The 17,138-nt window shown below is 63.3% G+C and carries 18 protein-coding genes; 14 read left to right on the forward strand and 4 right to left on the reverse strand.

From position 1 onward, the window contains the following. Positions 1 to 2: 2 nt before the first annotated feature. From NKI25_RS23785 to rarD, 6 genes are all read left to right on the forward strand, one after another. Positions 3 to 494, forward strand: a complete 492-nt coding sequence (locus NKI25_RS23785) for a GFA family protein (RefSeq protein ID WP_023677742.1) — start codon at positions 3 to 5, stop codon at positions 492 to 494. Beyond that, on the forward strand, positions 491 to 967 hold the full coding sequence (locus NKI25_RS23790; protein ID WP_352827086.1) for a GFA family protein: 477 nt from the start codon (positions 491 to 493) through the stop codon (positions 965 to 967). The genes NKI25_RS23785 and NKI25_RS23790 overlap by 4 nt, the downstream gene beginning before the upstream one ends. Continuing rightward, positions 964 to 1,920, forward strand: a complete 957-nt coding sequence (gene pip, locus NKI25_RS23795) for a prolyl aminopeptidase (protein ID WP_352827088.1) — start codon at positions 964 to 966, stop codon at positions 1,918 to 1,920. The genes NKI25_RS23790 and pip overlap by 4 nt, the downstream gene beginning before the upstream one ends. Continuing rightward, positions 1,917 to 3,539: a citramalate synthase gene (gene cimA, locus NKI25_RS23800; RefSeq protein WP_352827090.1), complete on the forward strand. Its 1,623-nt coding sequence runs from the start codon at positions 1,917 to 1,919 to the stop codon at positions 3,537 to 3,539. Before pip ends, cimA begins: the two co-directional genes overlap by 4 nt. Before the next feature lie 3 nt (positions 3,540 to 3,542). Then, positions 3,543 to 4,082: a hypothetical protein gene (locus tag NKI25_RS23805; RefSeq protein ID WP_352501831.1), complete on the forward strand. Its 540-nt coding sequence runs from the start codon at positions 3,543 to 3,545 to the stop codon at positions 4,080 to 4,082. Between the two features lie 150 nt (positions 4,083 to 4,232). After that, the gene (rarD, locus tag NKI25_RS23810) at positions 4,233 to 5,165 is read left to right on the forward strand and encodes an EamA family transporter RarD (protein WP_023677738.1); all 933 of its coding nucleotides are present in this window, start codon (positions 4,233 to 4,235) and stop codon (positions 5,163 to 5,165) included. A gap of 55 nt (positions 5,166 to 5,220) precedes the next feature. Here rarD and NKI25_RS23815 read toward each other — a convergent pair whose 3' ends face one another. After that, positions 5,221 to 5,511: a muconolactone Delta-isomerase family protein gene (locus tag NKI25_RS23815; RefSeq protein WP_352569658.1), complete on the reverse strand. Its 291-nt coding sequence runs from the start codon at positions 5,509 to 5,511 to the stop codon at positions 5,221 to 5,223. Positions 5,512 to 5,611: 100 nt separating this feature from the next. Here NKI25_RS23815 and NKI25_RS23820 point away from each other — a divergent pair, with 100 nt between their 5' ends. Next, positions 5,612 to 6,517: a LysR family transcriptional regulator gene (locus NKI25_RS23820; RefSeq protein ID WP_352569659.1), complete on the forward strand. Its 906-nt coding sequence runs from the start codon at positions 5,612 to 5,614 to the stop codon at positions 6,515 to 6,517. An 87-nt stretch (positions 6,518 to 6,604) separates the two neighbouring features. Here the strand turns inward: NKI25_RS23820 and NKI25_RS23825 are convergent, their stop codons facing one another. Continuing rightward, positions 6,605 to 7,216 (reverse strand): LOG family protein, encoded by a 612-nt coding sequence (locus tag NKI25_RS23825; RefSeq protein WP_352827094.1) that lies wholly within the window; start codon positions 7,214 to 7,216, stop codon positions 6,605 to 6,607. Between the two features lie 114 nt (positions 7,217 to 7,330). On the opposite strand from NKI25_RS23825, the gene NKI25_RS23830 reads away from it, so the two are divergent. The 4 genes from NKI25_RS23830 to NKI25_RS23845 all read left to right on the forward strand — a co-directional run bounded on the left by NKI25_RS23830 (position 7,331) and on the right by NKI25_RS23845 (position 11,615). After that, positions 7,331 to 8,836, forward strand: a complete 1,506-nt coding sequence (locus NKI25_RS23830; RefSeq protein WP_352999588.1) for a LysM peptidoglycan-binding domain-containing protein — start codon at positions 7,331 to 7,333, stop codon at positions 8,834 to 8,836. Between the two features lie 60 nt (positions 8,837 to 8,896). Continuing rightward, positions 8,897 to 9,271 carry an ArsR/SmtB family transcription factor gene (locus NKI25_RS23835; protein WP_352827098.1) on the forward strand — a complete coding sequence of 125 codons (375 nt, stop codon included), beginning with the start codon at positions 8,897 to 8,899 and terminating at the stop codon, positions 9,269 to 9,271. Between the two features lie 20 nt (positions 9,272 to 9,291). Next, complete coding sequence (locus NKI25_RS23840; RefSeq protein ID WP_023677732.1) at positions 9,292 to 11,178, forward strand: ABCB family ABC transporter ATP-binding protein/permease; 1,887 nt, start codon at positions 9,292 to 9,294, stop codon at positions 11,176 to 11,178. Between the two features lie 89 nt (positions 11,179 to 11,267). Then, complete coding sequence (locus NKI25_RS23845) at positions 11,268 to 11,615, forward strand: antibiotic biosynthesis monooxygenase (protein ID WP_352620473.1); 348 nt, start codon at positions 11,268 to 11,270, stop codon at positions 11,613 to 11,615. Between the two features lie 6 nt (positions 11,616 to 11,621). Here NKI25_RS23845 and NKI25_RS23850 read toward each other — a convergent pair whose 3' ends face one another. Further along, a complete protein-coding gene (locus NKI25_RS23850; RefSeq protein ID WP_352706673.1) occupies positions 11,622 to 12,488 on the reverse strand; it encodes an SMP-30/gluconolactonase/LRE family protein in 867 nt (288 codons plus the stop codon). Positions 12,489 to 12,751: 263 nt separating this feature from the next. Between NKI25_RS23850 and NKI25_RS23855 the strand changes: the two genes are divergently transcribed. From NKI25_RS23855 to NKI25_RS23865, 3 genes are all read left to right on the forward strand, one after another. Next, positions 12,752 to 13,450, forward strand: a complete 699-nt coding sequence (locus NKI25_RS23855) for a phosphatidylserine decarboxylase (RefSeq protein ID WP_352706675.1) — start codon at positions 12,752 to 12,754, stop codon at positions 13,448 to 13,450. A gap of 3 nt (positions 13,451 to 13,453) precedes the next feature. Continuing rightward, positions 13,454 to 14,269, forward strand: coding sequence for a CDP-alcohol phosphatidyltransferase family protein (locus NKI25_RS23860; RefSeq protein WP_023719846.1), 816 nt, complete (start codon positions 13,454 to 13,456; stop codon positions 14,267 to 14,269). A gap of 250 nt (positions 14,270 to 14,519) precedes the next feature. After that, positions 14,520 to 14,783 (forward strand): hypothetical protein, encoded by a 264-nt coding sequence (locus tag NKI25_RS23865; RefSeq protein WP_023677727.1) that lies wholly within the window; start codon positions 14,520 to 14,522, stop codon positions 14,781 to 14,783. Positions 14,784 to 14,889: 106 nt separating this feature from the next. Here the strand turns inward: NKI25_RS23865 and NKI25_RS23870 are convergent, their stop codons facing one another. Beyond that, the gene (locus tag NKI25_RS23870; protein WP_352956804.1) at positions 14,890 to 17,112 is read right to left on the reverse strand and encodes an AMP-binding protein; all 2,223 of its coding nucleotides are present in this window, start codon (positions 17,110 to 17,112) and stop codon (positions 14,890 to 14,892) included. Positions 17,113 to 17,138: the final 26 nt, after the last annotated feature.

Genomic DNA, 17,138 nt, shown 5'->3' on the forward strand with positions numbered 1-17,138 from the left:
CGATGAGCCTCGACAACAGACCGGTCTATACAGGCGGCTGCCAGTGCGGCGCGGTGCGCTTCCGCGTCGAAGGAGCTCTCGGCGATGCTTCCGTATGCCATTGCCGCATGTGCCAGAAGGCGAGCGGCAATTTCTACCTGCCGCTGGTCTCGGTGCGCGGCGCAAGGCTGGACTGGACGCGCGGTGAGCCCAAACGCTTCCGCTCGTCCAACGCGGCTTTGCGCGGTTTCTGCGCCGAATGCGGCACGCCGCTGACCTTCGAAGCGCCCGACGGGGTGGCCCTCGCCATCGCCACATTCGACCACCCCGAGGAGATCGCCCCGACCATCCAATGGGGTGTCGAAGCCAAGCTCCCGTACGTGGATCACGTCCACGAATTGCCAGGTGAGGAAACGATGGCCGACGTCTCGTCGGCCTCCTATCTCGCCGATCTCGTCTCCTACCAACATCCCGACCACGACACCGAACAATGGCCGCCGGAGGAAAAATCATGACCGAAACCGTTCGTACCGGCGGCTGCCAGTGCGGCGCCGTGCGCTTCCGCATCCACGGGGCGCTCGGCCGTCCGTCCATTTGTCATTGCCGCATGTGCCAGAAACAGTTCGGGTCGTTTTTCGGCGCGCTGGTGACAGTGCCGAGCGACGGCGTCGAATGGGTGCGCGAGGAGCCGAGTTACTTTCAGTCGTCGGTCAACATCGATCGCGGCTTCTGCGCCCGCTGCGGCACACCGCTGACCTACCGCCAGCCCGGCGCGCTGGAGATCGCCATCGGCGCCTTCGACGACCGTTCCGATCTGGCGCCGCAGATCCAGGTTAACTACGCCGCCAGGCTGCCTTGGGTCGAGACGATCTTCGACGCGTCGATCCATGACGACCCGGATTTCTACGCGCGACAGGAATCCATCATCTCCTTCCAGCATCCCGATCACGAGACGGCCAACTGGCCGCAGCAGGGCCTGAAATTATGAGCAGCGAATTCCGTACCCTCTATCCCGAGATCGAGGCTTTCGAGTCCGGCATGCTCGACGTTGGCGATGGCCATCAGGTCTATTGGGAGCGCTCCGGCACCAGAGGGGCCAAGCCGGCTGTCTTCCTGCATGGCGGGCCGGGCGGCACCATTTCGCCAAAGCACCGGCGGCTGTTCGATCCGAAGCTGTACGATGTCATCCTGTTCGACCAGCGCGGCTGCGGAAAATCGACGCCCAATGCCTCGCTTGAAGCCAACACCACCTGGCACCTGGTCGCCGACATCGAGCGCCTGCGAAAAATGTGCGGCTTCGACAAATGGCTGGTGTTCGGCGGTTCGTGGGGTTCGACGATGGCGCTGGCCTATGCCGAGACCCACCCCGAGCGGGTCAGCGAACTGGTCGTGCGCGGCATCTACACGCTGACCCGCGCCGAACTCGAATGGTACTACCAGTTCGGCGTGTCGGAGATGTTCCCCGACAAGTGGGAGCGGTTTCTGGCGCCGATCCCGGAGGCCGAGCGCGGCGACATGATGGCCGCCTACCGCAAACGGCTGGTCGGCAGCGATCCTGTGGCGCAGGTCGAGGCCGCCCGCGCCTGGAGCCTGTGGGAGGGCGAGACGATCACGCTGCTGCCGGAACCGGAAACCAGCGGTCCCTTCGGCCAGGATGATTATGCCCTGGCTTTCGCCCGCATCGAGAACCACTATTTCGTCCATGCCGGCTGGCTGGAAGAGGGACAGCTGCTGCGCGATGCATGGAAGCTTAAGGATATCCCGGGTACCATCGTTCACGGCCGCTACGACATGCCGTGCCCGGCGCGCTACGCCTGGGCGCTGCACAAGGCGTGGCCGAAAGCGGATTTCCATCTGATCGAAGGCGCCGGCCACGCCTATTCGGAGCCGGGCATCCTCGACAGGCTGATCCGCGCAACGGACATGTTTGCCGGGAAATGACCATGGCTCGCGAGCGCCTTTATCTGTTCGACACCACGCTGCGCGATGGTCAGCAGACGCCGGGTGTCGACTTCTCCGTCGAGGACAAGATCGCCATCGCCAAGCTGCTCGACGAGTTCGGCATCGACTACGTCGAGGGTGGCTACCCCGGCGCCAATCCAACCGACACCGCCTTCTTTGCCGAGCGTCGCACGGCCGATGCCAAGTTCGTTGCCTTTGGCATGACCAAACGGGCAGGAGTGTCGATCTCGAACGATCCTGGGCTTGCCGCGCTGGTCCAGTCGAAGTCGGACGCCATCTGTTTCGTCGCCAAGAGTTGGGACTACCATGTCCGCGTCGCGCTCGGCTGCACCAATGAGGAGAACCTCGAGGCGATCAAGGCCTCGGTCGAGGCGGCGCTCACTGCCGGCAAGGAGGCGATGGTCGACTGCGAGCATTTCTTCGACGGCTTCAAGGCCAACCCCGATTATGCGCTGGCCTGCGCCAGGACGGCCTGCGATGCCGGCGCGCGCTGGGTGGTGCTGTGCGACACCAATGGCGGCACGCAGCCCTCCGAGGTGCGTTCCATCGTCGAAAAGGTGATCGCCGCCGGCATACCGGGCGACCATCTCGGCATCCACGCCCATGACGACACCGGCCAGGCGGTGGCGAATTCGCTTGCCGCCGTGGAGGCCGGCGTGCGCCAGATCCAGGGCACGCTGAACGGCATCGGCGAGCGCTGCGGCAACGCCAACCTGATCTCGATCGTGCCGACACTGGCGTTGAAGCCGGCCTTTTCCCGCCGCTTTGCTACAGGCATTTCGGCAGAGGCGTTGACCGGTATATCGCGCCTGTCCCGCGCCTTCGACGAGTTGCTGAACCGTGCGCCCGAAGCGCAGGCGCCCTATGTCGGCGCCTCCGCTTTTGCTACCAAGGCCGGCATCCATGCCTCGGCGCTGGCCAAGGAGCCGGCGACCTACGAGCATGTGCCGCCAGAGACCGTCGGCAACCGCCGCCGCGTCATGGTTTCGGACCAGGGCGGCAAGGCCAATTTCCTGGCCGAGCTGAAACGGCGTGGCATCGACATGCCCCGGGACGACCATCGCCTCGACGCGCTGATCGCCGTGGTCAAGGAGCGCGAGGCCGAGGGCTATGCCTACGAAGGTGCCGACGCCAGCTTTGAGCTTTTGGCGCGCAAGATGCTGCACGGCCTGCCGGAATTCTTCCGCGTCACTTCGTTCCGCTGCATGGTCGAGCGCCGCTTCGACGCCAACGGCCAGCTGAAGACGGTCTCGGAGGCGATCGTGAAAGTGCTGGTGGAGGGCGACGAGAAGATGTCGGTGGCCGAAGGCCACGGCCCGGTCAACGCGCTCGACATTGCGCTGCGCAAGGATCTCGGCAAATTCCAGAGCGAGATCGCCGATCTCGAACTGGCCGACTTCAAGGTGCGTATCCTCAACGGCGGCACCGAGGCGATCACCCGCGTGCTGATTGAATCACATGACGGCACCGGTGCGCGCTGGTGGACGGTCGGCGTCTCCGAAAACATCATCGATGCTTCCTTCCAGGCGCTGATGGATTCGATCGTCTATAAGCTGATGAAGAACCGCGACATGGCGGGCTTGGCGGCGGCGGAGTAAGAAATGGGCTTTTCGATAAGCTGGCTGGGCTTTCGCGGTTACGGGATAAAGGAAGCTGCGGCGTTGTTCGGGCGCGAGATTGGCGATCCATCGGAGATTTTCGAAGCGCCTGTGAACGCCTATGCCAGCGAAAAGAACTGGGCGATCATCATCCTCGATCCCTGCAGCTTTCCGAACCCGCCTCAGCAATATCTGGCCGCGATTTCGCAAGAGCGGGAAATCGTGATCGCGCACATAGAAGAGCATGTAATGTTCGCGCGCGCCGAGCTCTGGCGCGACGGAAGGAACATCTGGAAAGTCTGGCACAGCGGCGACAAGACCGTGCGGGACTTGCATGTCACGGGTGATCTCCCCGCGTCTTTCGAAGCGCTGAAGCAACAGTGTTTTTCAAAGCAGGATGAAGAAGATAGCAAAGGTACAGAGGTCGATCTTGTTTTTGACCTTCCCCTCGATCTTGCGGCGGAACTGACGGGCTTTAGGCACGATGAAGGTTCGCCCGACAACGTCTTTTTCGAACTCAAGGAGAAGCCTGCTCCGCCTTGAGACCGTGTCGTGCCGGGCCTGCAATCACTCTCGCAGACAGCGGCAATTGTTCGACGTTTAGCGGTCGTGTTGAACCATCAGCAAGACTCCATTGATCCATCAGCAATTTGCGATGGTTTTGGGCAAGCCGCTGGCGCATAGCCTTGGGCCATGACTACCCAAGCACTTCACATCGAGGCCGACACCAAAGCTCGTCGCGGCTTCCTGCTGGCGCTCGGCGCCTACCTGCTTTGGGGGCTGCTGCCCTTCTACATGAAGGCTGTCGCGCATCTGCCGCTGGCCGAAGTTATCGCCCACCGCATCGTCTGGTCGGTGCCGATCGCGGCCGCTGTCCTGGTCTGGGCCGGTCGCACTGCCGATTTCAAAGCGGCAGTTCGTTCGCCGCGCATCATTTCGATGGCGGTGCTGACGGCGGCGCTGATCTCGGTCAACTGGGGCATCTATGTCTGGGCGATCGCGGTCGACCGCACCATCGAGACCGCGCTCGGCTACTACATCAACCCGCTGGTCAGCGTCGTTGTCGGCGCGCTGCTCCTCGGCGAGCGGCTCGACCGCCTGCAGATCGCGGCGGTGGTGCTGGCGGCAATCGCGGTCGCGGTGCTGACCATCGACGCCGGCAAACTGCCCTGGGTGTCGCTGGTGCTAGCCTTTTCCTTTGCCGCCTATGGCTTCTTCCGCAAGACGCTGCCAATCGGCCCGAGCCAGGGCTTCCTGCTTGAAGTGCTGCTGCTGTCGGTGCCGGCACTCGGCTACATCATCTTCCTGATCGCCACAGGACAGGATCATTTCGTCTCCAGCTCGCTGAACGACACCGCCTTGCTGATCGGCTGCGGTCCGGTCACCGCCGTGCCTCTGCTGTTGTTTGCGTTCGGCGCCAGGCTGCTGCGCCTCTCCACCATCGGCATCATGCAATATATCGCGCCGACGATCGTCTTTTTGATCGCGGTGCTGATTTTCGGCGAACCCTTCGGCAGTGTTCAGGCCATAGCCTTCGGGCTGATCTGGGCGGCACTGGCGATGTACTCCTGGTCGATGTTTTCTTCGGCGCGCAAGACCGTTTCCGCATCAGCTCGAGCCGCGTAACGAAGAAAGGCGGCTGGCCGGTCTTAATGCCGGCAGCCGCGTCTTTCACGAGCGCTCAGCGCTTCGGCCCGAAGCCGGGATATGGCTGCAGCGGCACGACGGCGGCAATATCCATCATGCCGGCCTTGACCAGCGGTAAAGTTGCAAGATGGTGGCGCACATCGACATCGCTGCCGGCTTCGAACATCATGCCGCTGCCGGGAATGTCGCCCCGATTCCACACCTGACGCACGGCGCCTTCGGCATAGAGCGTGCGGCGCTGCTCGGCCTCGCCAGGCAGCAGCGGCGCGAAATCGGCGTCGGTGAACTTTTCGGTGTTGCGCGCAAGAAGGGCAAAGAACTGCATCGGAATCTCCTGATGTTGGCCGTTGGAATGGCGGAAATATTCGCTTCTGCTGGCCAGACAGTCCAAGACTGATTAGGCTAAATTTGAGACCTCACGGGACTTGAGCATCGAAGCAACAATGTTCGACCTGCGCCAGCTCCGCTATTTCATCACGGTGGCCGAAACCGGCAACGTCGGGCGTGCCGCCGAATTGCTGCACATCTCGCAGTCGCCGCTCAGCCGTCAGATCATTCAGCTGGAGGAGCAGCTGGGCGTCGCACTGTTCGAGAGGGCGAGGCAGCGTGTTCATCTCAATGCCGAGGGCCGCGCTTTTCTTGCCGAGGCGCGTGCGCTGCTGGCCCATGCAAGACGGCTGGAGGAACTCGGCCGCAATCTCGCCAGCGGTACGGTCGGCCGTCTCGCCATCGGTTATGTGGAAGGTGCGGTCCATGCCGGGCTTGTCGCTCGGATGCTGCGCCAGTTTCGCCGCGACCGGCCCGAATTTCATCTTCAACTGAAGGGTCAGCGTTCCGCCGCCCAGATCGAAGCGCTGCGCGAACGATCGCTCGATCTGGGCCTTGTCAACACGCCTCCTTCTGCCGATGATCCCGACATCGTCGCCATGCTCATCATGCGCGAGCCGCTGGTTCTGGCGATGCCGGAAGGCGATCCATTGGCAGAAATCGCGGAGATACTGCCGCAGCAACTGGACGGCCGTACCTGGATCACGGTGGTGCGCCAGCCTGACGACACCAACCGCAGCCAATTTCTCGCCGCCTGTGCGAAGGCCGGTTTCCTGCCCGACATAGCCTATGAGACGACCGATCCGTTGACGTCGTTGGGCTTGGTCAGCGCCGGGCTTGGGCTGGCGACGGTGCAGGCCAGCCTGCGGAGTGCCGCCCCGCTTCAGATCGTGTTTCGCGATCTGCCGTGGTTCGAACGCACCGTCTCGATCCATCTCGCCTGGCGGCGTCAGGACAAGCGTGCGGTCATCGGAGACTTGAGGAAGGCAGTAGGGAAGGAGTGAATAGTGAATAGTGAATAGACAGGCGCCGGTTTGGAAAGTCTTCTACTTCACCATTCACCATTCACCATTCACCATTCACCATTCACTCTACATCTTATCAATCACCGACTGCACGCCCTCCGTCGGTGCATCGACGGAGGATCCCGCCACCATGATAGCGGCGACGATTGCTTCCGGATCCTCGACCACCAGCGGCTTGACCCGTTGCGCCGTGTGGATGAAGCCCTCCGCTGCCATGTGGTCGAGCAACGCCAGCATCGGATCCCAGAAGCCTCCGACGTTGCCGAAGACCATCGGCTTGCGGTGATGGCCGAGCTGTGCCCAAGTCATGATCTCGACGATCTCCTCGACGGTGCCGATGCCGCCGGGCAACGCCACAAAGGCGTCGGATTTCTCAAACATCCTGTGCTTGCGCTGGTGCATGTTGTCGGTGATGACGAGCTCGTCGAGCCGGTTAAGCGCGGTTTCGGTCGCCTCCCTGTTGATCAGAAAACGCGGAATTATGCCGGTTACCTTGCCACCGGCCTTTAATGCCCCTTCAGCGACGGCACCCATGATACCTTTAGTGCCGCCGCCATAAATCAGACGCAGGCCGGACTTGGCGATCGAGCGGCCAAGCAGGTGTCCGGCCTTGATATAGGTCTCATCTCGGCCCGGGGACGAGCCGCAATAGACGCAGACAGATCGAATCGTGTTCATGTTATGATTGGTGATAGGGACTATTGGCATGGTCAAGCCCTGGGGCGGGCTTTTTCTTGTCGGCTTTGGTAAAACAGGCTAGACCGAAATTAGGTGGCTAAGGGGCAGGGAAACATGGCAATTAATCCATTGAAGGCGTTTTTGTTCGCGGCTGGCGGCTCTGTCGCCGCGGCGGGAACCGCCTATGTATCGGGCGCGCTCGACCCGTATCTCAATTCTACCCGGCCTGCGGAGGTCGCGGCGCTGACGCCGCCGGCTTCGAAACCGGCCGCTCCGGCGACCGAGGGCCGGCTGCCGCCTGCGCCCGCCGCGTCCACCGATGCCGCAGCGCCCGCCGCGCCGGCCGCAGCAGGTGCAATCGTGCCGACCTTCGACATCGTGCGTGTCGAAAGCAACGGCTCGATCGTCGTCGCCGGCAATGCGGCGCCCAACGCCAAGGTCGAGATTCTCAACGGTTCGGCTGTGCTCGGCTCGACGGTCGCCGGTCCCGACGGCGCCTTTGCCATTATTCTCGACGATCCGTTGAAGCCCGGCGACTACACGATCACACTGCGCTCGACGGCTGGCAATGTCGTGACCGCCTCGGCGCAGACCGCCGTCGTTTCGATCCCCCAGAATTCCACCGGCCAAGTGCTGGCAATGGTCGAGGAGCCGGGCAAGCCGTCCGAACTGCTCACTGTTCCTGCCCCTCAGGCGAAATCTGACGCCTCGCCGCCTGTCGGCGAACAGGCGGCCGTTCAGCCACCCGCCACCGGCACCGAATTGCCGGCTGCCGCAGCGCCGGCGCCAGCCGCCCCGGCGGCTGATGTTCCAGCAGCGCCTGCTCCTGCCGCGCCGGCCGCTGTTGAAGCCGCGCCGGCTCCGGCAGCACCCGCCACACCGGCAGCGCCCGCTACTCCCGCGGTGGAGCCGAAGATCGTCGTCGAAGCTGTCGAAATCGACGGCAACAAGATTTTCGTTGCCGGCCTCGCCGATCCCGGCCGCAAGGTGCGTGCCTATGCCAACGATATCCTGCTCGGTGACGCGAAGACCTCGCCCGACCGCCACTTCCTGGTCGAAGCGACACGCGACATCCCGGTCGGCACCTACACCATCCACGTCGATGCGCTCGACGCCGACGGCGTGACGGTGGTGGCCCGTGCGGCTGTGCCGTTCGAGCGCGAGCCTGGTGAGGCGGTTGCGGCCGTGGCGCCGGCCGAGCAGAAGCCTGCCGGGACAAAACAAGCCGAGCCGAATGCTCCGGCGACCGAAGCCGCACCGGCAACGGCCGCCGAAACGCCCGCAACTGCCCCCACTCCTGCAACCGAGGCCCCGGCCGAAATGGCTGTCGCAACGCCTCCGGGCGAAACTCCCGAGACCGTGGCGCCAAAGCTCGAACATGCCGATGGCGCAGTCATCATCCGCCGCCATGACACGCTGTGGCGGATTTCGCGGCGGGTCTATGGCCAGGGCATGCGCTACTCGACCATCTATCTCGCCAACCAGGACCAGATCAGCAATCCGAACCGCATCTGGCCGGGGCAGGTGTTCAAGGTGCCGGAGAAATCGAAGGAAGGCGAGCCCGCCGATCTCAAAGCAATGGGCGACCAGATGACGACGGCGCCAGTCAAGACCGAGTAGCCGTTCTGCCCATCAGGATAGCTTGCGGCAGGGCCAGTCATCGTTTATCGCCGATGGACGATGACCGAATCCCCCCTCGTAACGGACCGAAGCCGCGCGGCAGATGAACGCGCGCCGGCCAACTGCACGCCGGCCAACTGCACGCCGGATAGCCGCGTTGTCGCTGTCCGGCTCGCGGCCCTTTCGCATCCAGCGCGGATCGAAATTCTCAAACACCTTTCCGCAAGCCGTTCCTGCTGCTGTCGCGAGGTCGTCGAGCATCTCGACCTGGCGCAGTCCACCGTTTCCCAGCATTTGAAGATCCTGGTCGAGGCCGGGCTGATCCGCTTCGAGCCTGACCGCCAGCGCTCGCGCTATGAGCTCGACCGCGCCGCGCTCGCCGATGTTTCGGCATCGCTGGCCGCGCTGGTCGATTCCTGCTGCTCCGGCCGCTAAAATCATAAAGGTAAACAAGAATGGCCGAGAAAACCGTTTCCGCAGATTCCGGCTCGACCTTCAGAACGTTGCGCAATCTCTGGCCCTATATGTGGCCGGCCGACCGCGCCGACCTGAGGGCGCGCGTGGTGTGGGCAACCGTACTGCTGGTTGTCGCCAAGCTGACCCTGGTGGCCGGACCCTATTTCTTCAAATGGGCGACCGACGCACTGGCCGGCGATAGCAAATCGCCGCCGCCGCTGCCGGCCCTGCTGCTGGCGCCGGTCATGCTGGTCGTCGCCTACAATGCCGTGCGGCTGGTGCAGCTCGGCTTCAACCAGTTGCGCGACGCCCTGTTTGCACGGGTCGGCCAGCATGCGGTGCGCCGGCTCGCCTTCCGCACCTTCGTGCACATGCACGAACTGTCGCTGCGCTTCCACCTCGAACGGCGCACCGGCGGACTGTCGCGCGTCATCGAGCGCGGCACCAAGGGCATCGAGACGATCGTCCGCTTCACCATGCTGGCGACGGCGCCGACAATCGTCGAATTCGCGCTCACCGCCGGCATCTTCGCCGTCACCTATGGCTGGCTATACGTCTTGGTGATCGCGGTCACGGTCTGGCTCTATGTCTGGTTCACCGTCAGGGCGAGCGATTGGCGTATTTCGATCCGCCGTGAGATGAACGAAAGCGACAATGAAGCCAGCACGAAGGCGATCGACTCGCTGCTCAACTACGAAACAGTCAAATATTTCAATAACGAAGCCATGGAGGCCGAGCGGTTCGACCGGTCCACGGCGCGCTATGAGTTGGCGGCGACCAGGACCTGGACCTCGCTTGGCTGGCTGAACTTCGGCCAAGGTGTGATCTTCGGTATCGGCATGACCGTCGTCATGGTGATGTCGGCGCTCGAGGTGAAGGCGGGCACACAGAGCGTCGGCGATTTCGTCTTCGTCAACGCCATGCTCATGCAGCTTTCGGTGCCGCTGAATTTCATCGGCATGATCTACCGCGAAATTCGCCAGGGCCTGACCGACATCGAAAACATGTTCGATCTGCTCGACGTCAAGCGTGAGATCGTTGATCGGCCGGGCGCCAAGCCGCTGGTCGTCGATGCCGGCAGGGTCGAGTTCCGCGACGTACATTTTTCCTACGACCCGAACCGCAAGATCCTGAAGGGCATCAGCTTCGAGGTGCCAGCCGGCAAGACGGTGGCCATCGTCGGCCCCTCCGGAGCCGGCAAGTCGACCATTTCGCGGCTTTTGTTTCGCTTCTACGACATCCAGCGCGGCAAGATTCTGATCGACGGCCAGGACATTCGCGACGTGACGCAGGAGAGCTTGCGCGCTGCCATCGGCATGGTGCCGCAGGACACGGTGCTGTTTAACGACACCATCGCCTACAACATCCGCTACGGCCGCGTCGGCGCCAGCGAGGAGGATGTGCGCAAGGCGGCAGAACTGGCCCAGATCGGACCGTTCATCGAGCGGCTGCCCGACGGCTATCGCTCAATGGTCGGCGAGCGCGGATTAAAACTGTCTGGCGGCGAGAAGCAGCGGGTGGCGATTGCCCGCACCATTTTGAAGGCACCGCCGATCCTGATGCTCGACGAGGCGACCTCGGCGCTGGACAGCCACACCGAGCAGGAGATCCAGGCGGCACTCGACCTGGTCAGCCAGGGCCGCACCACCCTCGTCATCGCCCATCGGCTGTCCACAGTGATTTCGGCCGACGAGATCATCGTCCTGCAGGATGGCCAGATCGCCGAGCGCGGCACCCATGTCGCCTTGATAGCCAAGCGCGGCCTTTATGCATCAATGTGGGACCGCCAGCGCGAGGCAAGCGAGGCCGAGGAGCGGCTGCGCATCGCCCGCGAAAGCGACGAGTTCGGCGTCGTCGTCCGCCGCCGCACCTCGGAGGTGAGCTGAAAATTCGTGCTTGACCTCAACTTAAGTTGAGATCGTAGGCCGTTTTGGATCGCAGCAAGATGCGTCGTTCAAAAACGGAGGCAATCGATATGAATGGGATAAATCAGGCAGTTAGTGGCGGCAGTGTATTCCGGGTGGACAAGTTTGTCGTTCCGGCCAACGCCCGCGAGGAGATTCTTGCCAAGGTCCGGATGACGCATGATTTGCTGCGCCAGCAGCAAGGGTTCGTCCAGGATTTCCTGCTTGAGCAATTCTCGGGGCCGGGCGAGTTCAACCTCGTGACCATTGTCGAATGGGAAGGGCAGGCCGCCGTCGACAAGGTCGTGCCGATCATCAAGGCTGCGCATGAGCGCATCGGCTTCAATCCTCAGGAGACCATTGCGCGACTTGGCGTCAAGGCCGATATCGCCAACTATCAGCGGATTCCCGGGGTGTAAGCTCTTCTACGGCCAGCCCGCGCCCGGCGCGGTAGCCTCGATGCTGAGCACCTGGCCGGTACGGGCATCGCTAATCATATGTTCGAAGCCGTGCCATTCGGCGGCGACGATGAACAGCGTTTTTCCCTCGCTGCCGCCGAGCATGCAGGCAAAACAGCCGCGATCGACGTCGACGCTTTCGAGCATCGCGCCGCCCTCGCGCACCCGCACGCAATGCCGGTTCGGAACGTCGGCGTACCAGGCCGCACCTTCGGCATCGAGGCAGATGCCGTCGGGAAAACCGTTGCCGAGATTGGCCCAGATCCTGCCGTTGGAAAGGCCACCATCGGCAGCGATGTCGAAGGCGGTCAGCCGGTTGGCGTGGGACTCGGCAACGATAAGCGTCTTGTTGTCAGGCGTCACCGCCATGCCATTGGCGAAGGCGAGGTTCTCAGCCACCTGCTGAACCGAGCCGTCAGGCGCGACCAGCACGATGGCGCCGGGGCCGAAATGCTGGCCGGGATCCGGAACGGGCCCACCACCATTGACGTAGATGTTGCCGCGTCCATCGACGACGATCTCGTTCCACGGGCTCTTTGATAGTTGTCTCAGATCGGCATGGGTGACCAATGTCCCGTCTGCCTCCTGCCTGAGGATCAGCCCTTCGCGGCCGGACACGACAAGCAGGCGCCCGTCCGGCAGCCAGTCAATGGAATAGGGCAGGGTGGCCGGCACGGTGAGCGCGATCTCGCTGTTGCCTAGGGCGTCAACGGCGATGATCTGGCCTGTGCCCCAGTTGCAGAACCACAGCCGGCCATCGTGCCAGCGCGGTGACTCGCCGAAGGCCAAGCCGTTCATCACCACTTGCACTTGCCTAGCTGCTGATTTCTGCATGGGCCGAGAACCTCCGGGTTTGCGCAAATCGTCATGGCCGAAAGGCCGATGAGAGGCGCTGTCTTGCCAAGGACGGGCGAGAGTGCTGCGTTCCGACAATCGCAATGAACATTTCCGGTTGATCACTTCGGCAGTCCGGATGCTGCTAACGGCATCCTGAAACGGCGGCGACCGCCACCCCCCGAGCGCTCTCATTGTCGCGTTGCGACCGCGGGGTGTTTCCGCTATTGAGGCCGGACTTGGAACCAAGGTTGCCCTCATCCATGAGCCTCGTTGACACGATCAAGAATGCGTTCGTTCCGATCCATCGCGAGGGTTATCCCTTTATCGCTGCATTCGGCGCGGCGACGCTCTTTCTTGGCTATTTCTCCTCGACCCTGTTCTGGATCGGTCTCATCCTGACGGCCTGGTGCACCTATTTCTTCCGCGATCCCGAGCGTGTCACGCCGATCGATGACCGGCTGGTTGTCAGCCCGGCCGACGGCATCGTTTCGGCGGTTGGCCCGGCCGTGCCGCCGCGCGAGCTTGGCCTCGGCGGCGGCGAAATGACCCGCATCTCGGTATTCATGAACGTCTTTTCCTGCCACGTTAACCGCTCTCCGGTGCGTGGCCGCATTTCCAGGATCGAGCATCGGCCAGGAAAATTCCTTAACGCCGAACTCGACAAGGCAAGCACCGAGAACGAGCGCAACGGGCTGGTCATCGAAAGCCCCAATGGAACGGTCGCCGCGGTACAGATTGCCGGCCTGGTGGCGCGGCGCATCGTCTGCTGGGCCGAGCCCGGCGGCGCCATCGGCACCGGCGAACGCTTCGGGCTGATCCGCTTTGGCTCGCGCGTCGATGTATTCCTGCCCTCGACCGCGACGCCGCGTGTCGCCGTCGGCCAGACCGCAGTTGGCGGTGAGACGGTGCTGGCGGAATTCGGCGGCGTTGCCGCAACGCCGCTCGTGCGGATCTCCTGACCGGTGGCCCCGCCGTTCAAGAAATTCGAGGCGCATGGCGGCGGTGGCCCGCGCATTCGCGAAATCCCGATGCGCATGGTGCTGCCCAATCTGGTCACGGTGCTCGCCATCTGCGCCGGCCTGTCAGGTATTCGCTTCGGCTTCGAGGGCCGCTTCGAGCCAGCGGTGGTGATGGTGCTGCTCGCGGCCTTCCTCGATGGTATCGACGGCCGTCTGGCGCGAATGCTGAAGGCGACTTCCAAATTCGGCGCCCAGATGGATTCGCTGGCCGATATCGTCAATTTCGGCGTGGCACCGGCGCTGGTGCTCTATGCCTTTCTGCTCGACAGGGCAGGTTCGCCGGGCTGGATCGCCGCGCTGCTGTTCACCATCGCCTGTGGGATGAGGCTTGCCCGTTTCAACGTGCTCGACGAAGAGCTCGACCGTCCGCAGTGGCAGACCGAATATTTCGTCGGCGTGCCGGCGCCGGCGGGTGCGGTGCTGGTGATGCTGCCGCTCTATCTGTTCTTCCTCAGGCTTGGGCTTGAACCCAGCCGCCTGGCAGCCTTCATTGCCACCGGCTTTACAATATTGGTGGCGTTCCTGCTGGTCAGCAGACTGCCCGTCTATTCCGGCAAGAGCGTCAGGATACCGGGCGACAGGGTGCTGCCGATCATCCTCGCAGTCGTCCTCTACGTCCTGCTTTTGATGACCTATCCCTGGTATACGCTGACGGCCTCGGTTGCCGGCTATCTGCTCTTCTTGCCGTTCAGCGTGCGGGCCTATTCGAGACGCGCCAAGCGCGAAGGCGAGAAGGTGCCGTCCTCGGATATTGGCTGACGGATTTGGTGCCAGTTCGCGTTGCGCCTGGCAGTGCATGATTCCGAAAAGGGGTCATCCGTTTAGACTTGGGAGCGGCTCGCAGAGCACGCGGCGCTGTGGAACGCACCTCAAAAACCCCGTTTTCGGAACTTGCTGGGCGGCTAGACCGTTTGTGTTGGTAGGTCCGCTTGAGCGGCTGCTCGTGATACGTCGTCGACGTAGCGCAAAGCTGCCGCATCCGGCGCAGAACCATCGGAAACGAGGAGAAATGGCTGTCATCCTCATCGGCGTGTTACTGACTGTCGCCGGCCTCGTCTATATGGCGGTAGCAGCCATCATGCGCGGGCGGCTTAGTGAACCGGCCGCTGTCTCCACCGCGCCGGACAGTCCGACGCCTTACCTCGCAACACCAGGTCCGACCCTGGAGCCGCGGCGGCGCGGGCTCCGGTTTCTCGGCCTGTCGCAGAACTGGCCGGGCCTGCTGATGATGGCCGTCGGCGCCATTCTGCTGTTGTCGGTGGTGGTCTTCTAATGCATTCGCGCAAAAGTGTGCAGCGGTTCTGCGATAACGGCATGCATAAAAGCAAGAATCTAAAGCGCGTCGCACGACGGGGCTTTAGAGTTCTCGACAGCAAACCTCAGGCGGCTGCGCTCAGTCCCAGCCTCTCGAGTGCCAGCTTTCTAGTCGAGACATAGTCGGTCTTGCCGGAGCCCAGTACCGGGATCTCCTCGACCTTGACGATGTCGTTCGGCACCATCAGTTCGGCCGCGCCGGCTTTTTTGCCGAATTCGCGCAATTCGTGGGGATCGGCATTGTCGGCCGTGGTGACCAGAACGAGGCGCTCGCCGCGCCGCTTGTCCGGCACCGCTACCACGGCGTGATGCTCTTCCGGCCACAGCGACTGCACCAGCATCTCGACGGCACCAAGCGATACCATCTCGCCGGCTATCTTGGCGAAGCGCTTGGCGCGGCCGCGAATGGTGATGAAGCCTTCGCGATCGACCGAAACGATATCGCCGGTGTCGTGCCAGCCTTCGAGCGGCTGCAGCTCGCCAGGCCGGTCGCCGGTCATGTAGCCCATCATCAGGTTCGGCCCGTCGAGCCACAGCCGGCCGGCGTCGCTGATGCCTTCGACCGGTTCGAGTTTCATGCGCATGGCCGGCAGCAGCCGCCCGACCGTTCCATCGCGGCCGTGGATGGCGGTGTTGACGGCAACCACTGGTGCGGCCTCGGTCAAGCCAAAACCTTCGATGATCTCGGCCTGGAAGCGCTCGCGGTAAACCCGGCGCGTCTCCGGCTTCACCGCCTCGGCACCGGCCACGACGAAGCGCAGGCTTGAAAAATCGCCGTCCTTGGCGGTGCGGGCATAGTTGGCGAGGAACGTGTCGGTGCCGAACATCACCGTCGGCCGGACCTTGCGCGCCACCTCCGGAATAAGTTTGTAGTGGAGCGGTGACGGGTAGAGGAACAGCTTTATTCCGGTGACCAGCGGCAGGATGGTGCCGCCGGTCAGCCCAAACGAGTGGAACACCGGCAGCACGTTGAGCAGGATATCGGCCGGCGAGATGGTGATGCGGGCTTCCGCCTGCATCGCATTGGCAAGAAGGTTCCGGTGCGACAGCACCACGGCCTTGGGCGTGCCTTCCGAGCCGGAGGTGAACAGGATCACTGCCGGCTTGGCCGCATCCTGGCGCTGCAACGGCCAGCGCCACAGCAAGGCGGCTGCGGCCTTGTCCAGCACGGTCAGGCTTGCGCGGACATCCTCCAGCCACAGCAGTTTCGCCCCGCCCTTTTCCACCGCCTCGACGATGTCGGCGAGGTTGGCCTTTTCGACAAAGGCGCGTGAGGAGACCACGGTTCGGATCATCGCCGTGCGGACGGCGGCGGTGACGCTGGCCGGGCCGGCGGTATAGTTGATCATTGCTGCCACCCGCGCAGCCGACAAAAGTCCGACGAACGACAGCACGACGCCATTGGCGTTGGGCAGGAGCAGCCCAACCGCTTCGCCCGGCGCTGTTATTGCCTCGAACCGTCGGCCCAAAACCCTGGCGCCGATGAACACTTTCCGGTAGCTCAGGGCACCGCCAATGACGTCCTCGATTATTGGGTGCGAAGCGCCAACACGGTCGGCCGCATCGCGCATGGCGAGGAACAGCCCTCGGTCGAGATCACTTCCGAAAAGCCTGGCCTCGGCGAAGCGATCAAACAGCGCATTGGTGTTGGAGGCCTGATCTGGGTTCCGCGCCACCAGCTCGGCGATGGTCATCGGCTCCAGCGCGCTGATCGACAGCTGCGGAAACCAATGGCGCGGCGCCTTGTCCGCCGGCGTCAGCGAGGCCGGCAGGCTGCGTGCGCCGGCAACGAAGACCGGCACGATACGGGCGTCGGCCTGCATGGCGATACGGGTGATGGCGCGAAACAACCGAAACGACTTGACGTCTGGCTCGACCGCATCCGGCAGGTAAACGGCGAGCCGGCCCTTGCCCTTCAGCACCCGCACCAATCTGCGGCTGACGAAGACATGCTCGGCGTTGAAGGCGATGGTGCGGCCGAGCTCGCGCCACGGCTCCAGCCACGGCGATCTGGCCGAAGCCTGGTCGAGGATGTGCAGCGTGTCCTCCGGCAGCAGCGACAGCATCAGCGCCGGCTCGATGCGTGACTGATGCCAGATGACATAGATGACCGGGGCCACCGACCTGCGCGCAATCTTGATGCGCTCGTCGCTGATCCGGTAGGCGAGCTTGAACGGCACGTAGAGCAGCGCCTGGCTCAAACGCAGGCCGAGGCGGAACTTCTCCACCACTCCGATCAGCAGCCAGGCCGCGACAAGACCCGCAAGCAGCGCCAGTGTCAGGATCATCGCCGCATCTCCCAACGATCTCACGT

It is taken from the genome of Mesorhizobium sp. M0808 (assembly GCF_040320025.1).
GTDB lineage: Bacteria > Pseudomonadota > Alphaproteobacteria > Rhizobiales > Rhizobiaceae > Mesorhizobium.